This window comes from Embleya sp. NPDC001921 (assembly GCF_053594475.1).
This window is the reverse complement of the sequence record NZ_JBSFEO010000063.1, coordinates 1-16,894: the sequence shown is the minus strand read 5'-3', so window position 1 is coordinate 16,894 and position 16,894 is coordinate 1. Positions and strand designations below refer to the sequence as shown.

At 71.4% G+C, this 16,894-nt stretch carries 12 protein-coding genes and 1 pseudogene; 6 read left to right on the top strand and 7 right to left on the bottom strand.

Features of this window, described 5'->3' with window-relative positions; genetic code table 11:
• Positions 1 to 127: 127 nt before the first annotated feature.
• The 3 genes from ACWCPW_RS45520 to ACWCPW_RS45510 form a co-directional block, all read right to left on the bottom strand.
• Entirely contained in the window at positions 128 to 1,807 is a 1,680-nt protein-coding gene (locus tag ACWCPW_RS45520; protein ID WP_449767515.1) for a sensor histidine kinase, read from the bottom strand.
• A gap of 100 nt (positions 1,808 to 1,907) precedes the next feature.
• Positions 1,908 to 2,669 carry an ABC transporter permease gene (locus ACWCPW_RS45515; protein WP_449767514.1) on the bottom strand — a complete coding sequence of 254 codons (762 nt, stop codon included), beginning with the start codon at positions 2,667 to 2,669 and terminating at the stop codon, positions 1,908 to 1,910.
• 59 nt (positions 2,670 to 2,728) lie between these two features.
• On the bottom strand, positions 2,729 to 3,769 hold the full coding sequence (locus tag ACWCPW_RS45510) for an ABC transporter ATP-binding protein (RefSeq protein WP_449767513.1): 1,041 nt from the start codon (positions 3,767 to 3,769) through the stop codon (positions 2,729 to 2,731).
• 286 nt (positions 3,770 to 4,055) lie between these two features.
• Between ACWCPW_RS45510 and ACWCPW_RS45505 the strand changes: the two are divergent.
• Positions 4,056 to 4,700 (top strand): annotated as a pseudogene (locus ACWCPW_RS45505) (response regulator); the annotation flags it as partial.
• 318 nt (positions 4,701 to 5,018) lie between these two features.
• On the opposite strand, the gene ACWCPW_RS45500 reads toward ACWCPW_RS45505, so the two are convergent.
• Positions 5,019 to 6,383, bottom strand: a complete 1,365-nt coding sequence (locus ACWCPW_RS45500; RefSeq protein ID WP_449767512.1) for an MFS transporter — start codon at positions 6,381 to 6,383, stop codon at positions 5,019 to 5,021.
• Positions 6,380 to 7,618: an aminotransferase class V-fold PLP-dependent enzyme gene (locus ACWCPW_RS45495; RefSeq protein WP_449767511.1), complete on the bottom strand. Its 1,239-nt coding sequence runs from the start codon at positions 7,616 to 7,618 to the stop codon at positions 6,380 to 6,382. The genes ACWCPW_RS45500 and ACWCPW_RS45495 overlap by 4 nt, the downstream gene beginning before the upstream one ends.
• Here ACWCPW_RS45495 and ACWCPW_RS45490 point away from each other — a divergent pair.
• Together ACWCPW_RS45490 and ACWCPW_RS45485 are read left to right on the top strand one after the other, a co-directional pair.
• Complete coding sequence (locus ACWCPW_RS45490) at positions 7,617 to 9,026, top strand: aminotransferase-like domain-containing protein (RefSeq protein ID WP_449767510.1); 1,410 nt, start codon at positions 7,617 to 7,619, stop codon at positions 9,024 to 9,026. The genes ACWCPW_RS45495 and ACWCPW_RS45490 overlap by 2 nt on opposite strands.
• Before the next feature lie 622 nt (positions 9,027 to 9,648).
• Positions 9,649 to 11,484, top strand: a complete 1,836-nt coding sequence (locus ACWCPW_RS45485; protein ID WP_449767509.1) for a glycoside hydrolase family 15 protein — start codon at positions 9,649 to 9,651, stop codon at positions 11,482 to 11,484.
• A gap of 204 nt (positions 11,485 to 11,688) precedes the next feature.
• Here the strand turns inward: ACWCPW_RS45485 and ACWCPW_RS45480 are convergent, their stop codons facing one another.
• The gene (locus ACWCPW_RS45480; protein ID WP_449767508.1) at positions 11,689 to 13,002 is read right to left on the bottom strand and encodes an SgcJ/EcaC family oxidoreductase; all 1,314 of its coding nucleotides are present in this window, start codon (positions 13,000 to 13,002) and stop codon (positions 11,689 to 11,691) included.
• A gap of 181 nt (positions 13,003 to 13,183) precedes the next feature.
• On the opposite strand from ACWCPW_RS45480, the gene ACWCPW_RS45475 reads away from it, so the two are divergent.
• Positions 13,184 to 13,711, top strand: coding sequence for a MarR family winged helix-turn-helix transcriptional regulator (locus ACWCPW_RS45475; RefSeq protein ID WP_449767507.1), 528 nt, complete (start codon positions 13,184 to 13,186; stop codon positions 13,709 to 13,711).
• Between the two features lie 234 nt (positions 13,712 to 13,945).
• Complete coding sequence (locus ACWCPW_RS45470) at positions 13,946 to 14,155, top strand: hypothetical protein (protein ID WP_449767506.1); 210 nt, start codon at positions 13,946 to 13,948, stop codon at positions 14,153 to 14,155.
• Here ACWCPW_RS45470 and ACWCPW_RS45465 read toward each other — a convergent pair.
• Complete coding sequence (locus ACWCPW_RS45465; protein ID WP_449767505.1) at positions 14,139 to 15,821, bottom strand: tetratricopeptide repeat protein; 1,683 nt, start codon at positions 15,819 to 15,821, stop codon at positions 14,139 to 14,141. The genes ACWCPW_RS45470 and ACWCPW_RS45465 overlap by 17 nt on opposite strands.
• A 436-nt stretch (positions 15,822 to 16,257) precedes the next feature.
• Between ACWCPW_RS45465 and ACWCPW_RS45460 the strand changes: the two genes are divergently transcribed.
• Positions 16,258 to 16,611: a PCC domain-containing protein gene (locus ACWCPW_RS45460; protein WP_449767504.1), complete on the top strand. Its 354-nt coding sequence runs from the start codon at positions 16,258 to 16,260 to the stop codon at positions 16,609 to 16,611.
• The last annotated feature ends 283 nt before the right edge of the window (positions 16,612 to 16,894 follow it).

Below are 16,894 nucleotides of genomic sequence, written 5' to 3'. Positions count from 1 at the left end.
ATGATGGCGGGCGGCGCCAAATGCCGCCCGCCTCGGGCCACTCTCCTTCCGAACGGGCGAGGAGGGGCCGAAGGGTCGAACCTGCGAGCCGGGCCCGGGGCGACCGTGCGGGGAATCGCCCCGCACCTCACCGGAGTTCGGGCGTGCTGGGCGCCGGCGTGCCGGTGTCGGGCGGGTCGCCGTTCGCCGGCAATACGTCCTTGCCGACCAGTCGGGATCCCGCGAAGCAGAGCCGGTACACGTCCACCTGCTCCAGAAGGTTGCCGTTGGAGCGGTAGAACTCGCAGACGGCACCGGCGGGTCGAGGCAGCGTCCGCATCTCGTCCGGTACGAAGGGGAACTGTCGCAACGGAAGCGAGTTCGCGAAGTCGGCGCGGTCCCCGCCCACGCGCAGCGCCGCGTAGTCCGAGGGGGCAAGGACGCATCCGGACAGGCGAAGCGCCAGATAGGCGGCCGACGCGAGCATCACGAGCGCCGTGCCCGCCGGTAGCGCGAACGCGGCGGCGAAGCGGAATCGGGCGCTGCGCCGGGCGGCCGCGAGTTCACGTACCGACTCCGAACCGGCCTTTGCCGAGGGCCGATCGGTGGCCCCGGCCCGTTCGGGCCGTACCCGATCCGGGAAGCCGGCGACGACCTCGAAGCCACCGTCACGGGGAGCGGCACGGAGCGTCCCACCGATCAGCAGCACCCGCTCCCGCAGCCCGACCAGCCCCTGGCTGCCCGAACCCGGGGGCGCGACCGGGTCGGACGTCGGGCCGGACGTCGGGCCGGACGGCGAGGCCGCGGGCGGCGCGGAGTTGGTCACCCGTACGGTGGTCCGGCCGCCTCGATGGGTGATGCGTATCCGGACCGCGCTGCCCCGGGCGTGCTTGATCGTGTTGGTCAGCGATTCCTGCACCACGCGGTACACCGCGTGCTCGACCAGCGGCGAGAGCGCGGGTGCCGAGCCGTTCCGGCGCAGGTCCACCGCGACACCGGACTCGCCGACCCGGGCGACGAGTTCTTCCACCGGCTCGATCGACGAGGTGGTCGCCGCGGAGTCGGCGGCACCTTCTCGGAGCACGCCGATCGTGTCGCGCAGATGGCCGACGGCGTCCGAGGCGATCGTACGCAATGCCGCGAGGTCCGCACGATCGCGACCGGTCAGGGTGGGCGAGAGCTCCAGTGCGCCGGCGTGCAGCGCGATCAGGCTGAGTTGGTGGCCGAGGGAGTCGTGCATGTCGGCCGCGATGCGGGCGCGTTCGCGCAGCCGCGCCTGTTCGGCGACGACGTCCCGCTGCCGTTCGAGGATTTCGGCTCGCTCCCAGCCGCCTCGCACCACGGCGAGTCTGGCCTGTCGGAAGCGGCCGGCCAGCCAGGGCAGCAGCATGGCCAGGGGCAACATCGACACCGCGTAGAACCAGTACACCGCGTCGACGCGCAGTACGGCGCACAATGTGAGGTCCAGTGCCAGGCAGGCGCCGAACAGCAGGAGCGCCGAGCGTGTGTCGGCCGATCCGATGGCGAGCAGATACGCCAGTGCGACCAGCGCGGGCAGATACCCGCTCGCCGTCGGGACCGGGTCGGCCAGGCCCAGCGCGCACACCGCGTTGGCGAGGAAGACGGCGGTGCCCGGGCGGGTGCGACCGAGCGGGACGGCCACAGCCAGGGTCGACAGGGGCAGTATCAGCCCGGTGAGCAGGGAGGGTTGCGACTGTTCGCGGTAGGCGAAGACACCGGCACTCGCGAGTGCCGCCCACAGCGCCACATCGCGGAGGAGTGATCTCGCGCGAGTACCCGTCTTGTCCGTCCCGGTCGACCGTGTCACCGGGTCGAGGCTACCGACGGCCGCGGATCCCCCGGCGACGGGCCGAGCCCGGAGAGCACAACGGGGCAGGGCGCGCCGGCGTTCGCACCGGTGTGGAGCGTCACGCGTCACGGCGACGTAGGACACCTCGACCGGCCAGGTGTGCGGTGATTGCCCAGGCCGCCAGGATCACGATCGCGACCGGGGGCGGGTAGGGGGCGTCGCCGGCACCCGCACCGTCGGCACGCGTGAAGTAGCCGCCGGCGGTCTGCGGGAGGTAGTCGTCGCACGCGAGGAGAAAGGGGCCGCCCAACGCGTCGCACAGGCCGGGGAGCGCGTAGAGCAGGACGAAGAGCGCCGGGAGTGAGCCCGCCGCGGTGCGCAGGGCGAAGGAGATTCCCACGGCCAGAACGGCGATCAGGGCGTGGTAGAGACCCATGGCGAACACCTGGGAGACCGCTTCGACGGCGTCGAACCTCGCGTGGCCGCGAAACGGGCTCCAGGCCACGGCCATGCCGAGGACGGAGAACCCGACCCCGGCGATGAAGGCGACCACGGCGGCCACGAGCGACTTGGCCAGCTGCATTCGGTCGCGGACCGGCACCCACAGCAGCGACGTGCGGACGCTCCCGGTCGCGTACTCGGCGGTCACCATGGTCATCGCCAGGACCACGACGACGAACTGGCCGAGGACGACGGAGGCGGCCGGGGCATTGCCGAGCGCCTGGAGCGGCTCGTCGTGGATGCGGGCGAGGGACGCGTAATAGAAGGTGAAGATCACAGTCACCGCAAGGCCGACGAGCAGGCACGCGTACGGCACGCGGATGGACCACAGCTTCGTCCACTCGGCCGCGACCGCGTTGCCCAACCCGTGCGATCGCATGCGGGCGGCGATGCGGGCGGGACGCTCGGCGTCGATGGTTGTTCCCGGTCGCACCGCGCTCACACCCCGGCCCTGCCGTGTGCGCGAGCGGACTCGGCCGGCGCCGCGTTCACGGGGGCGAAGGTGGTGGCGGCGGGTGCGGTGGGCGTCCCGTACTCCACGCTCCGCGCGGTGGGCGTCCCGTACTCCACGCTCTGCGCGGTCAGTTCCATGTAGACCTGCTCCAAGGACGGTGAGATGTCGTGCAGTCCGTGCAGTCGGACGCGCAACCGGTGCGCGAGGTCGCCGACTTCGGCCACCGTCCGGCCGCGGACCACGAGTACGTCGCCCTCACGGTGGGGAGCCGCCCCGGAGGTGACGCTCGAGCCGGTGTACGCGGCCAGGTGATCGGCCAGAGTGCGCCGATCCCCGGGGTCGGGGACGCATACCCGTACCGAGGCACGTGGGCTGCCGGCGAGGAGGTCGGCCATGGATGTGTTCGCCAGCAGCTTGCCCTTCCCGATGATCACGAGTCGATCGGCGGTCAGCTGCATCTCGCTCATCAGGTGGCTGGAGAGGAAGACCGTCCGGCCCTGGGCGGCCTGTGCTCGGACGAGTTCGCGGACCCAGCGCACGCCGTCGGGGTCGAGTCCGTTGACCGGCTCGTCGAACACGAGCACGTCGGGGTCGCCGAGCAGGGCGCCCGCGATGCCGAGCCGCTGGTACATGCCGAGCGAGAAGGTTCCGGCGCGGCGCCGGGCGACCTTGGCCAGGCCCACGGTGTCCAACACTTCGTCGACGCGACGTGCGGGAATGCCGTTGCTGCGCGCCTGGGCGAGCAGATGGCCGCGCGCGGAGCGGGCCGGGTGCAGGGCCTTCGCGTCCAGGAGCGCCCCGACCGTGCGGAGTGGGTGGCGGATCGAGGAGTAGGTCCTGCCGTCGATGAGTGCCTCGCCGTCGGTGGGGTGGTCCAAGCCGAGGATCATCCGCATCGTGGTGGACTTCCCCGCGCCGTTGGGGCCGAGGAAGCCGGTCACCCGGCCGGCCTCGATGTCCAGCGTCAGGTCCTCGACGGCGACGGTGTCGCCGTAGCGTTTGGTCAGGCCTCTGAGGGTGATCACGGGTGTCCTTCGGTGGGTTCGTCGATGCGTTCGCGGTCTGTGCGAGTGCCGTTCGGGTTTCGGCCGGGGCTTGCCGGGTTGTGGCGCGTCCGGAGTCGGTCCGGGTTCGGTCGGGGTTCGGGTCGGGGTTCGGTCGGGTTCGTTCGGCACCGAGACGACCGTATGGACGGGCGGGACCGGGGCGCGTCGGCCGCAGGGTGGCGTCCCGACCCCTTACCTTCGACAGGGGTCCCCGACCAAAGGCTCGACCGCCGGCCGTCGTTAGACTGCGCCGGTGGTCGTTCGGGTGGTGCTGGCAGACGACGAGGCGATGGTCCGAGCGGGAGTACGCGCGATCCTGGCGCGGGATCCCGGGATCGAGGTCGTCGCGGAGGCCGTCGACGGGCTCGACGCGGTGGAGGCGGTGGCCCGACTGCGGCCGGCCGTGGCGCTGCTCGACATCCAGATGCCCGGGCTCGACGGGATCGAGGCGGCCGCCCGGATCCACCGCGAGGTTCCGGACACGGCCGTCGTCATGCTCACCACCTTCGACGAGGACGACTTCATCGCCCGGGCCCTGCGGCTGGGTGCCGCCGGCTTCCTGCTCAAGGCGGACGATCCCCGGCAGTTGCCGGCCGGAGTGCACGCGGCGGCGGCGGGCGGCGCCTACCTCTCGCCGAGGGTCGCGGCCCGGGTCGTCGCAAGCCTGCGATCCGGCGCACCGGCGAGCGAAACGCGGCCCCGGCATCGGATGGAGCGACTCACCGATCGCGAGCACGAGGTCCTGGCCCTGCTCGGCACCGGGCTGTCCAACGCGGAGATCGGCGCTCACCTGTGCTTGGTCGAAGGCACGGTGAAGGCGCATGTCAGCTCGATCCTCGGCAAGATCGGCGCACGCAATCGGGTGGAAGCCGCGATAGCCGCCCACGAGGCGGGCCTGACCGAACCCGGCCGGCGTCCCACGGACGACATCGAGCGGTGGGGAACGGGCACCCGGGCCGGCGAAGACGACGGCCGCCTGCTGCCGCCCTTCCCGAACGAACGACCGCCCCGGCGCCCCCTCCAGAACGAACGACCGCCCCGGCGCCCGACCGGAGGTCGCGGCGTACCCGAGTGAGCGGCGCGACGCTTCCCGCTGGTCGACGCGCGGTGACGGGCGCGGCGGTTCGACGGGGGTCGACCCCTCAGCGTTGGTGTCCGAAGGTGTGAGCTTGAGGTCTCCGGCGCCGGCTCTCGCCGGCGCCGGTCCGGCGACCATGCCCGTTTCGCTTCAGTCCGCTGCCACCGCGTTGGGTTCTTCCGGTGCGGACGGCAGGCCGTGGAGTCGGCTCACCGGGGACAGGGCAAGGGGGATCAGTACGGCGGCGGATCCGAACGCCGCCACGGTCAACGCGCCTTGGGCTCCGATTCGGCCCGACAGCAGACCGGCGAAGAGGCCGCCGAGTGCGCCGCCCCCGAACAGCAGGGTGCGGAAGACCGCCGTCATCCGGCCCATCATCGACTGCGGGGTGCCGGCCTGACGCAGGCTGACGATGACGACGCCGGCGACGCCGAGACCGAGGTAGGTGATGAAGAAGGAGAGGACGAACATCCCCACCATCACCGGCCGAGGGCCGGTGGCCAGAACGATCGATATCGGACCGAGGAGAAGCGCCGACTGGGCGACGAGATAGACGCGACCGAGCCGGAAGCGCCGAATGACCTGCCGGGAGATTGCCGCGCCGATCAGACCGCCCACGGAGGCGGTTGCGAAGATGCCACCGAGGGTCGTGGAGTCCAGATGCAGGTCGCGGGCGCCGTACAGCAGGAACATGGTCCACACGGTGACCATGGAGAAATTGCAGCAGAAGCCGATGAGCGCCAGCCATCGCAGGATCGGGTTCTTCAGCACCCAGCGCAGGCCGTCCCGCAGTTCGGTGGGCCAGTGTCGTGGTACGGACGGGGGTTGGGGGCGGGGTTCGGGGGTGCGGATGAGCAACAGCGAGACCAGGGACACCAGATACGAGAACGCGTCCACGATCAGCGCCACCGGTGCCGTCAGGGCGCCGACCAGGACACCGGCGAGCCCGGGTCCCGCCACGTCGGCCGCCGACGAACTCATCCCCATCTTGGCACCGGCTTCGACGTAGTGCCTCGGGTCGCGGACCAGGGTCGGCACGTAGGACATCCAGCTCACGTCGAACAGGACCGAGGCGACCCCGACGGCGCAGGCGATCACCAGCAGCCGGACGAGGGTGAGCGTGTCCGTCCAGTACATGACGGGCACGAGGGCCAGCAGGATCATCCGGACGAGGTTGGCGGCGAGCATGATCCGTCGCCGTCGGGCTCGGTCCACCCAAACCCCGAAGACCAGTGCGAGCCCGAGGTAGGGGACGAGTTGCAGGAATCGCAGGACACCGACCTGCTCGTCACCGGCGTCGAAGGCGATGATCGCGGTCAGTGGCAGCGCGAGGTTGGTGACCTGGGTGCCGAGGAGCGACAGCGTCTCGCCGAGCCAGAATCTGAGGAAATCGCCGTTGCGCCAGAGGCTCTCCGGGCCGGGCAGGCTCTGTGGGCCGGCTGGGCTCTCCGGTTCGTCCGGGCTCTCCGGGCCGTCCGGGGAAGATTCCTCGGCGTGCCTTTCGACGCTCTTCATCGCGGTCCCAGCCGAACGAGGTCCGCGACCGCGTCGGCGACCTGATCCACCTCTTCCTCGGTGTTGTAGTAGTGCGGTGACAGGCGCAGGCACCATTCGACGTCCTTGTCCGCGAAGTCGAACCGTGCGAACTCCCGGAAGCTGAGCGCCGAGTTGATGCCGCGGGCGTCCATGGCCGCCTTGAACGGTTGCGGCTGCCACCCTTCCACGCCGAAGGTGACGAGCGCGGCGAGACGCGGGCCGCGGTCGAGGACGCGTACGCCGGCGATGGGTTCGAGACGCTCGCGCAGCCGGGCCGCGAGCGCCGGTGTGCGCTGCTCGATGGCCTCGAGGCCGACCTCACGGGCGTAGCGCGTCGCGGCGGCGCTGCCGAGCACGGTGGCGTACGGGAACTCCCACTCCTCGAACCGGGCCGCCGTCGCGACGGGTTCGTAGCCGCCCGGTCGCGTCCAGCGGGCCCCGTGCATGTCGATGAACAGCGGTTCGTAGCCGGCGTTCAGGACCCGATCGGATACGTACAGGAATCCGGAGCCGCGTGGGCCGCGGAGGAATTTGCGGCAGGTGGCGGTGAGGAGATCGCAACCGATCTCTTCCACGTCGATGACGTACTGGCCCACCGACTGGCAGGCGTCGACCAGGTAGAGCAGGTCCAATTCTCGGCAGTGGCGGCCGATTTCGGCGACCGGCGAGACCAGTCCCGAGTTGGTGGGGACGTGCGTGGCGGACACCAGGCGGGGGCGGTGGGTCCGCATCAGCGCCGCCATCGCCTCCACCTCGACCCCGCCGTCGGGTGTGTTGGGCGCGTGCACTATCCGTACGCCGAATCGCTTGCGCAGGGAGAGGAACGCGATCTGGTTGGAGACGAAGTCGTCGCGGGTGGTGAGGATGACGTCGTCGGCCTCGAACGGGATCGACGACAAGGCGTTGGCGTAGGCGTGGGTGGCGCTGCCCGCGAAGGCGATGTTGTCGGGCGTGGTGTGGACGAGCGCGGCCATCTCCGTGTAGAACGCGCGGACTTGGGCGGCTCGGGCGGCCGAGGCCTCGTAGCCGCCGATCTCCGCCTCGAGGTTGAGGTGGCCGATCATCGCGTCGAGGACCGGGGTCGCGAGGAGGCCGCAGCCCGCGTTGTTGAAGTGGATGACGTTCCGGCATCCCGGAGTGTCGGCACGCAGGGCGGCGACGTCCAGCCGAAGTGCTTCCCGGTTGAATGCGATAGCGCTACTGTTGGTCTTCATGAATGACAGTAGCACTTCCAGGGTGCTTGCCGACCGTCTTCGCACGCTGATCTCCGGGCTGTCGCCCGGCGACCTGCTGCCGAGCAGCCGGGACCTGATCAGGGAGTACCGGGTCGGCCCCGCGACCGTGGCGCGGGCCATCGCGTCGCTGGCCGCGGAGGGCGTGGTGGTGACCCGGCCGGGCAGCGGAACGTACGTGGCGCAGCGCCCCAGGCCGCGCGACGGAGTCGCCGACACCGACTGGCAGACCGTTGCCCTCACCGACCGCGCCGTCGACACCCACCTGATCGCCGACCCGCTCGGCCCGCCGTCGGCCGGGACGATCTCCATGGACGGCGGCTACGTGCATCGTTCGCTCCAGCCCGCTCGGGCCCTGAGCGCGGCGCTGGCGCGGGCGGCACGCCGTCCGGACGCCTGGGATCGCGCCCCGGCCGGCGGTCTGATGGAGCTGCGCACCGTGTTCGCCCGCATCGTCGGTGGCAGCGTGACGCCGGGCGACGTGCTGGTCACCGCGGGCGGACAGAGTGCCCTGTCGATCGCGTTCCGCGCCATCGCGGGGCCCGGCAGCCCGGTCCTGGTGGAATCGCCCACCTACCCCCAGGCGCTGGCCGCGGCTCGCGCCGCGGGGCTGCGGCCGGTGCCGGTACCCCTCGACGCCGACGGGGTGCGGCCCGACCTGCTGGCCGACGCGTTCGCGATGACCGGCGCCCGGCTGTTCTACTGCCAGCCCACGTTCCAGAATCCGACCGGTACCGTGCTGGCACCCGAACGACGCCGCCAAGTCCTCGATGTCGCGCACGCGTCGGGGGCGTTCGTGATCGAGGACGACTTCGCGCGACACCTGGGGCACGGCGGCGCCGTACGCCGGCCCTTGGCGGCGGACGACAACGACGGCACGGTCGTCTACGTGACCTCACTCACCAAGCCCGGGGCGCCGAGCCTGCGGATCGGGGCACTGGTGGCCCGGGGGCCGGTGATGGAGCGTATGCGGGCGGTGCGCCTGGTCGACGACTTCTTCATCACCCGCCCGCTCCAGGAGGCCGCGCTGGAGGTACTGGGTTCCCCGTCCTGGGACCGGCACATCCGCTCCCTCGGCGCGGCGCTTCGGGAGCGGTGCGCGGTGCTGGCCGCCGCGATCGCCCGCGAGATCCCCGGTGCCGCGTTGACCGGGTTGCCCGCGGGCGGACTGCACCTGTGGGTTCGCCTGCCGGCCGGGGTGGACGACACCGCATTGACGAGCGCGGCTCGGCAACACGGCGTCGCCGTGAGCGCGGGCAGCCGCTACTTCGCCACCGAACCGACCGCGGGCCACCTGCGTATCGGGTTCGCCGCCACAGCCGACCTCGCCGAACTGACGGAGGGCGCACGTCGATTGGGAGCCGCGCTCACCGGTGTGGCAGGGCGCTGACGGCGACGGGCGACGGGCGACGAGCTTCGATCCAGCACCACGCCAGGTCCGACCTCGCCTCCTCGGGACCGCCGCGAACCGACGGGGCGGGCGATGCGGCGGGCGCGCCGGCGCCGGTGTGCAGGCGGACCCGCTGCCGGCGAGCGTCCTCGTGGGCCTGGGCGCCACCAGTCTGTCGATGTCGGCCCGCGCACTGAGCGAAGTCCACGCCGAACTCGCTCGCCACTCGCTCGCCGCGTGCCGACGCTTCGCGGCCCTCGCCCTCGACCCGGATTCGGCGACCGAAGCGCGCACGGCGGTCACCCGGGCCGCCGCCGGGCAGTCGGCCGGCCGCGCGGACGGCGCGCGATCGCGGAGTCCGCGGCGGGCGCGGCGGCTCGCGGCAGCCCTTCGCGCCATGCCCGTGCCTCGTCGACGAAGCCGGTGCGCCGGAGGGCGCCGGAGCCATGCCGACGCGGTGCGGGGCTCTCGGTTTCGTCGAGCCCCCGCCGTGAGTGGCGGTCTAGCATGAAAAGCAAGGCTTGATCTCCAGGCCCGGTGAAGAAGCAAGGCTTCATCCCCGGACCCGGTGAAAAGCAAGGCTTGATCTCCAGGCCCGCGCCGCAGCGGCAGGGAGGCCGGTATGGCGTTCGACACGACTGGTTTCGCGCAGGCGGACGGCTGCCGCTACCTCCCGATCTCCGAGCACGGCCTGATCGGCGATCTGCGTACGACCGCCCTGGTCGGCACGAACGGCACGATCGACTGGTACTGCTGCCCGCGCTTCGACGCGCCCAGCGTCTTCGGGTCCATCCTCGACGCCGACCGGGGCGGGTCGTTCGAGTTGGCCGCCGAGGTCCCGACCCGCACCAGGCAGTTCTACTTCCCCGACACGAATGTGCTGATCACACGGTTCTTCGCCGCGGACGGGGTGGCGGAGATCCAGGACTTCATGCCCGTGGTCGACGAGTCGCGGGAGGCGGCCCGGCACCGGCTGATCCGGCGGGTGATCTGCGTCCGCGGAACCCTCCCGTTCAGGGCGCGGATCGCCCCCCGCTTCGGCTACGGCACCGAAGCGCACACCACGCACCTCGAAGACCACACGGCGGTGTTCCGCTCCCCGTCACTGACGCTCGCGCTGACCGCCACCGCACCCCTGGAAAGCGACGGCGTGGACGTGTGGTCGCACTTCAAGCTCCTGGAGGGCGAGTCCAACGTGTTCGCCCTCGACCGGATCGGCGACGACGTCCGGACCCGGCCGTGCCCGCGTGCCGAGGCGCAGGAGCAGGCCGAGGCGACGGTCCGGTTCTGGCGCCGCTGGCTGGCCGGTTCGCGCTACCACGGGCGGTGGCGGGAGGTGGTGAACCGCTCCGCGCTGCTGCTCAAGCTGCTCACCTACGCGCCGACCGGTGCGATCGTCGCCGCGCCGACCACCAGCCTGCCCGAGCACATCGGCGGCGAGCGCAACTGGGACTACCGCTACGTTTGGGTCCGCGACGCGGCCTTCTGCGTCTACGCGATGTTGCGCCTGGGGTTCACCTCGGAGGCCGAGGCGTTCATGGGGTTCATCTCCGAGCGGGGCATCCTGCGGGGCACGGGGGAGAGCGGTCCGTTGCAGATCATGTACGGGATCGACGGGCGCACCGAGCTGACCGAACACGAGCTTCCGCACCTGGAGGGATACCTCGGTTCCGCCCCGGTCCGGGTGGGCAACGCCGCCACCGGCCAGCTCCAGTTGGACATCTACGGGGCGCTGATCGACTCGATCTACCTCTACGACAAGTGGGGGCAGCCGATCGGCAGTGACCGCTGGGACGAGGTCGGTGCCGTGGTGGACTGGCTGTGCGAGCACTGGGACCAGCCCGACGAGGGGGTGTGGGAGACCAGGGCGGGCCGGCGGAATTTCGTGTACTCGCGGCTGATGTGCTGGGTGGCGCTGGAGCGCGCGATGCGCATGGCGAACCACCGCGGTCTGCCGGCGGACCTGCCCCGCTGGCGGGAGTCCCGGGACGCGATCTACCGGCAAATCATGCGGCGCGGCTGGTCGGCCGAGCGAGGGGCGTTCGTCCAGGGGCTGGACGACCAGGTGCTGGACGCGTCGCTGCTGATGATGCCGATGGCCAAGTTCGTCTCGCCCACCGACCCCAAGTGGCTCTCCACCCTGGACGCGCTCACCACGGACCTGGTCTCCGACTCGCTGGTATACCGCTACGACCCGATCGCCGGCCCGGACGGCCTGCGCGGCCGCGAGGGCACCTTCTCGATCTGCTCCTTCTGGTACGTGGAGGCGCTGGCCCGCGCGGGCCGGCTGGAGGAGGCCAGGCTCGCCTTCGAGAAGATGCTCACCTACGCCAACCACGTCGGTCTGTTCGCGGAGGAGATCGGCCCGACCGGGGAACAACTGGGCAACTTCCCCCAGGCGTTCACCCACCTCTCGCTGATCAGCGCCGCCTTCAACCTCGACCGCACGCTGGGCTGACGTGGCATCACCGCCGGGACGGCGGTGCCCGAAGCGTCGCCGCGGGTCGACGGCCGTGGGCAGCGGTGACGTCGAACACGCTCGGCCGGCAGGTCGGGAGGGCCTCCGGACGCGGACCGCTTCGCCTTCGTGTGTTCGTGGGCCGGCCCGACTCCGATGGGGACGCCATCGGAGTCGGGCCGCGACGGGCGGGCGTCCGGGGCGTCAGCCGGAGAAGACCTGGGTGTTCTGTGCGGCCGCGATCCGCCAGCGGCCGTTGTCCTTGGCGAGGACGTACATCGGGCGGCCTTCCGGCTGTTCCTCGATGGGTCGCCCGTCGAGGGTGACCGGCCGCTGGCGGACGTTGACCGCGGCGACGTCCGGGCGCAGGAACAGGATCCGTACGACCTCGTAGGTGGCCGTCGACTCCTTCGTCGCACCGGGAAGCACCTGGCGCGTGAACGTGTCGATCTCGTCCCAGCCCGACAGCCGCCTGCCGTGCGCCGTCGTCCACACCGGGTGCTGCTTGCGGAAGTTGCTCATGAACGCGTCGACGAGCTCGTTCTGCTGCGCGTACTGGACGCCCGCCACGAAGCGGACGATGGCCTCGACGTCGGCCTCCTGCCCGTCCGACGCACCGAACACCTCGATGCCGTTCGTGTCCACCTGCGGGTACGAGAGTTCGCGTACGTCGGCGACCGCACCCGCGCGCCGCGGCAGCCAGCCGAGGCTTGCGCGCGCCGCGTCCCCGCTCACGGTCTGGTCGAGGGCGAGCACGTCGGCGAACGGTGCGCCGAACTCCGCGCGGGCGTCCTCCAGGGGCCACGACCGCGGCTCGCCGTCGACCCCGGCTGCCGCTCCGGCCGCCGCCGCGAGGTCGTGTACCGGGACCGCGGCTTCGCCGACACCGTGCCACAGGCTGCCGGCGGGTGCCTTCTCGACGGCGGCGACGAACAGGTCGGCCAGGTCGTCGACGTGCACCATCGGCCAGTGCACGGCCACCTCGCCGACGTACGTCGGGGCCCCACGCCTGCGGGCGAGGTCGACGAGGAGTGCGGGTATGCCGCCGCCGTTTCCGTGCACGATGCCGGGGCGGATCACCGTCGCGCGCACGCCGGCGTCGGCGGTGTCGAGCACCTGGCGCTCGATGGCCGGGCGGTATCCGACGATCGCCGGCGGGTTCACCGGGGCGCTCTCGTCGGCGGCGTCCGGGCCGGTGGCGCCGAGGACCCATACGCCGCTCGCGTACACGAACGCGCGCCCGGTGCCGCGCAGCGGGTCGGTGAGCGCGGTCGTCGCGGCGGCGTCCACCGCGGCGTCGCCGGTCGGGGGCGCGAGGTTGACGACGGCGTCGATGTCGGGGGTGACGGCGCGGGTGAGCGAGGCGGGGTCGGTCAGGTCTCCGACGCGCCGCTCGTGTCCGGCGTCCGAGCGGTCGGCGGTACGTACCAGCGCGACCACCTGGTGACCGGCGTCGGCCAGGTGCGCGGAGACGGCGGAGCCGATGTAGCCGGAGGCGCCGATGAGAAGGACCTTCACGGGGATCACCCTTTCGCGGAAGCCGAGCGTTGTGGTTAGGCACTCATCGAAAACTTCGATGTCGAAATATTAGATTCAGATCTGCCGAGATGTCAAAAACTTCGATGTCGAAGTGTTAGCCTCGTGGTGAAGTCGGCTCGCCGGCCGGTCGGCCGGGGCAGGACTCCACGAGGGAGGACACATGGCGGCCACTCCGCCGGGCGACGGCGTGGATGCGATCATCCGGCAGTGGCAGCAGGTCCGGCCCGACCTCGACTGCTCGCCGATGGCCGTGATCGGCCGCCTGTCGCGTGCGTCCCGCCTGCTCGAACGGGCCCTCAAGGAGCACTTCGCGCGGTACGGCGTCGAGCCGTGGGAGTTCGACGTCCTCGCGACGCTCTACCGCTCGGGCCCGCCGTACACCCTCAGCGCGGGAGAGCTCAGCACGGCCGCGATGGTCAGCTCGGCGGCACTCACCAACCGCATCGACCGACTCGTCGACAAGGCCCTCGTCGACCGCGAGGTCGACTCCACCCACCGGCGCCGCGTCCTCATCTCCCTGACGGAGGCGGGCATCCGCGCCACCGACAACCTCGTGGAACACCACTTGGCCAACGAGGAACGCCTCCTCGGCGACCTCGCTCCCACCGAGCGCGAACAACTCGTGCGCAACCTCCGCACCCTGCTGATCTCCCTCGGCGACCAACCGCAGACACCGACGACGGACTGAGGCGACCCGTGCGGCGGGTGGCGCGCGACCGACGCTCGGAGCGCCACGTTCCCGGCGTGCGCAACCTTCGTGCCCGACGCCGAGCACCGGGGGTTCCGCACGCCGGGCCAGTCATGCGCCGCGCGACGGGCACACCCGCGCAAGGGCCGGACGTAGGATGAGGCACACCGTCAACGTCCAGGCCCAGCGGAGTAATCGATGAGGCTGAAGAGTCCCGACTGCGCTGTCTGTCACGTGAAATTGACAGACTTCGAAGGTCCCTCGCGGGCGCGCAAGAACTTCAACCTCGTGGCATTCGACCAACTGCGGAGCGGGAACCGCAACCACCGCGTTCTCTGGTTCTGCAACGAGCACACGGCGTTCGGCCAGGCACGAGCGCACCTGGACATCCCCACGGTGCTCGCCGAAATCCGTGCCCTCACCGCCATCACCGGTGAGGCGTAGCGAGGTTGCCGGCGTCGGCCACACGTCGGAACATCTCTTCGGCCTCGTCGATACGGCCAAGCTCTTCCAGCAACGCGCCGAGGTGGTCGGCAGCTCCGGTATGACCGCCGTAGGCGGCGCGGCGTAGGAACTCCACGGCCTCCTCCACGCGGTCGGACTCCTCCAGCAGACGGCCGAGCCAGTACGCGGCCCCCGTGTGTCCCTCCGCGGCGGCGCGGCGGAGCGCGTCCTCGTCCGACCGCGTCGACATGGCGTGTCCGGGCGGGCGGTGGCCCTCGACGGGCGCAACACCCTTGGCGGCACGCGGCGTGATACCCCTGGCCTGCCGTGACCGGCCGTCCGCGCCGAGATCGTACGCCGAGGCGACATACCCGGCGCCGGCGCCGAGACGCCACACGCTCTCCGCCTCCGCCGTGCGGCCGGTCTGTGCGAGGAAGATGTGGAGGTTGTACGCGGCGAAGGTGTTGCCGGCAGCGACCGCACGGCGGAACCACTCCTCCGCCTCCGCCGTACGGCCGTCCGCGTTGAGGATGAGGCCCAGGATGTGCGCGGCGAGGTTGCTCCCGAGAGCCGCCGCGTTGCGGAACACCTCCTCCGCCTCCTCGAGACGGCCGGACTCGGTGAGCAGCAGGAGGCCCAGGTTGTACGCGGCATCGGCGTCGCCGGCGTCCGCGGCGCGCCGATACCACTTCGCGGCCTCGGCGGTGTCGCCGGATTCGGCGAGCAGGAGGCCCAGATGGAACGCGGCGTTGGTGTGGTCGGCGTCCGCAGCGCGGCGGTACCACTTCGCGGCCTCGGCGGTGTCGCCGGATTCGGCGAGCAGGAAGCCCAGGCGGTACGCGGCTTCGGTGTCGCCGGCGTCCGCGGCGCGGCGGTACCACTTCGCGGCCTCGGCGGTGTCGCCGGATTCGGCGAGCAGGAGGCCCAGGTTGTAGGCGGCGTTGGTGTGGCCGGCGTTCGCGGCGCGGCGGTACCACTCCACGGCCTCGGTTGTGCGCCCGGACTCGGCGGACACGACGCCCAGGTTGTACGCGGCGGTGCTGTCGCTCGCGTCGGCGGCGCGCCGGTACCACTCCTCTGCCTCCGCCGTGCGGCCGGAATTGCCGAGCAGCCAACCGAGGTTGGTCATGGCGTCGGTGTTTCCGGCGTCGACGGCTCGGCGGAACCACTCCTCGGCCTCCGCCGTGCGGCCGGCGTCCCTGCGGAGCACGCCGAGATTGCGCATGGCGGCGCTATGGCCGGCTTCGGCGGAGAACCCGAACAGTCGCTCGGCCTCGTCGACGCGATCGGAGACCGCGAGCAGAAAACCGAGTCGGGTGGCGGCGTAGGGGTCGCCGGCGTCGGCGGCGCGGCGCAGGAACTCCTCGGCCTCGTCGGTGCGCCCGGAGTCGTCGAGGAACACACCGAGCTTGAACGCGGCACCGGTGTCACCCGATTCGGCCGCGGACCGTAGCGTCTCCTCGGTCTCCTCGGTCTCCTCGGTCTCCTCGGTCTCCTCGGTCTCCTCGGTCTCCTCGGTGTTCTTGTCCTTGGTCTCCTCGCTCTCCTCGGGCCGCTCGGTTGCGGAGTGTTCGAGGCGGCGCAGGGCCTCGGTGTAGGAGATGCCCTCGGCGTCCGCCAGTTCACGGGCGGCCTGCTTACGGGCGTTCGAGCCTTGCTTGGTCACGGTCGTTCCATCCCCGGGCAGAACCTCACGCATCCCGCCGGACGGAAGAACCGGGCAAGGAAGTTCGGCGTCGCGGGCCCGAAGGGCCTTGGCCGACAGCGTCACCGGGCGGCGTGAGCGCCAAGGCGACAGCGGCGAAGGGCGGTGCGCGTCCAGCCCGCCCCAACCCTAGCGAAACGCCACCCTTGTGTCACCGAGGCGAGTTCGCCCGCACCACCCGCCACGGCCACCTCCGCGGAGGGACTGCCGGTTCGTCCGGTCGGCGTGAGAGACACGGGCCCTTCGGCTGTCCGGATCGCGCGAGCGGCGGGCGAAGCGCCCCTCGTTGCCGTCGTCCGCGGCTACGATCGCCGACGTGAATCGTCGAACGTTCTCGCGGAGGCCGGCGTGCCACCGCCATGCGGCGAGACCTGTTTCCCTCATCGAGAGGTAAAGGATGAACCGCACCGCCACCGGGTTGCAGCTCATCGAGCTCAAGCACGGCGAACTGATGGAAGAACTCGCGGCGGCATGTGCGAAGTCGGGGGTGACGGACGCCGCGGTGGTCTCGTTGATCGGCGCGGTCGACGCGTTCACCGTCTCGACGATGCCGGCCGACGACGCCACCCGCGACATCGTCACCGACTACGACCTGCCCGCCGAGATGACCGGCACGGGGGAGATCACCGGCGGCGTCCCGCACCTGCATGTCGTCATGGCGGTCGAAGGCGACCGCGCGATCGCCGGTCACCTGCACCGCGCCCGGATCGGCACCTGGTTCGCCCGTATATACCTCCACCCCCTCGGCTGACGTCACGGCTGTTGCCGGGCGTCGTGACGTCGGCGGGGACCAGCGGACGACGAGCGCGGCTTCGCGCGGCTTGCCGAGCCCGAGGACGCCGGGGCCACCCGCCGTCACCTCAACCCGGGCCCCGGTGCGGGCGGTTCGCCCGAACGGAACGGGCGGGGCCTCATGCCGCGGTGGCGGTGCGGTGCAGTGTGAACCAGAAGGTCGGGACCGGGTTCGTGCCGGGCGTCACGTCGTCCAGCTGCCACCCGGAGAACCTGGCGCTGAGTTCGTCCGCGGTGACGCC

Excerpts from the sequence above, each read along its gene's own strand:
- ACWCPW_RS45460 (WP_449767504.1), top strand. The coding sequence starts at position 16,258 with ATGAACCGCACCGCCACCGGGTTGCAGCTCATCGAGCTCAAGCACGGC.
- ACWCPW_RS45485 (WP_449767509.1), top strand. The coding sequence starts at position 9,649 with ATGGCGTTCGACACGACTGGTTTCGCGCAGGCGGACGGCTGCCGCTAC.
- ACWCPW_RS45515 (WP_449767514.1), bottom strand. The coding sequence starts at position 2,669 with ATGCGATCGCACGGGTTGGGCAACGCGGTCGCGGCCGAGTGGACGAAG.
- ACWCPW_RS45475 (WP_449767507.1), top strand. The coding sequence starts at position 13,184 with ATGGCGGCCACTCCGCCGGGCGACGGCGTGGATGCGATCATCCGGCAG.
- ACWCPW_RS45500 (WP_449767512.1), bottom strand. The coding sequence starts at position 6,383 with ATGAAGAGCGTCGAAAGGCACGCCGAGGAATCTTCCCCGGACGGCCCG.
- ACWCPW_RS45490 (WP_449767510.1), top strand. The coding sequence starts at position 7,617 with ATGAATGACAGTAGCACTTCCAGGGTGCTTGCCGACCGTCTTCGCACG.
- ACWCPW_RS45495 (WP_449767511.1), bottom strand. The coding sequence starts at position 7,618 with ATGAAGACCAACAGTAGCGCTATCGCATTCAACCGGGAAGCACTTCGG.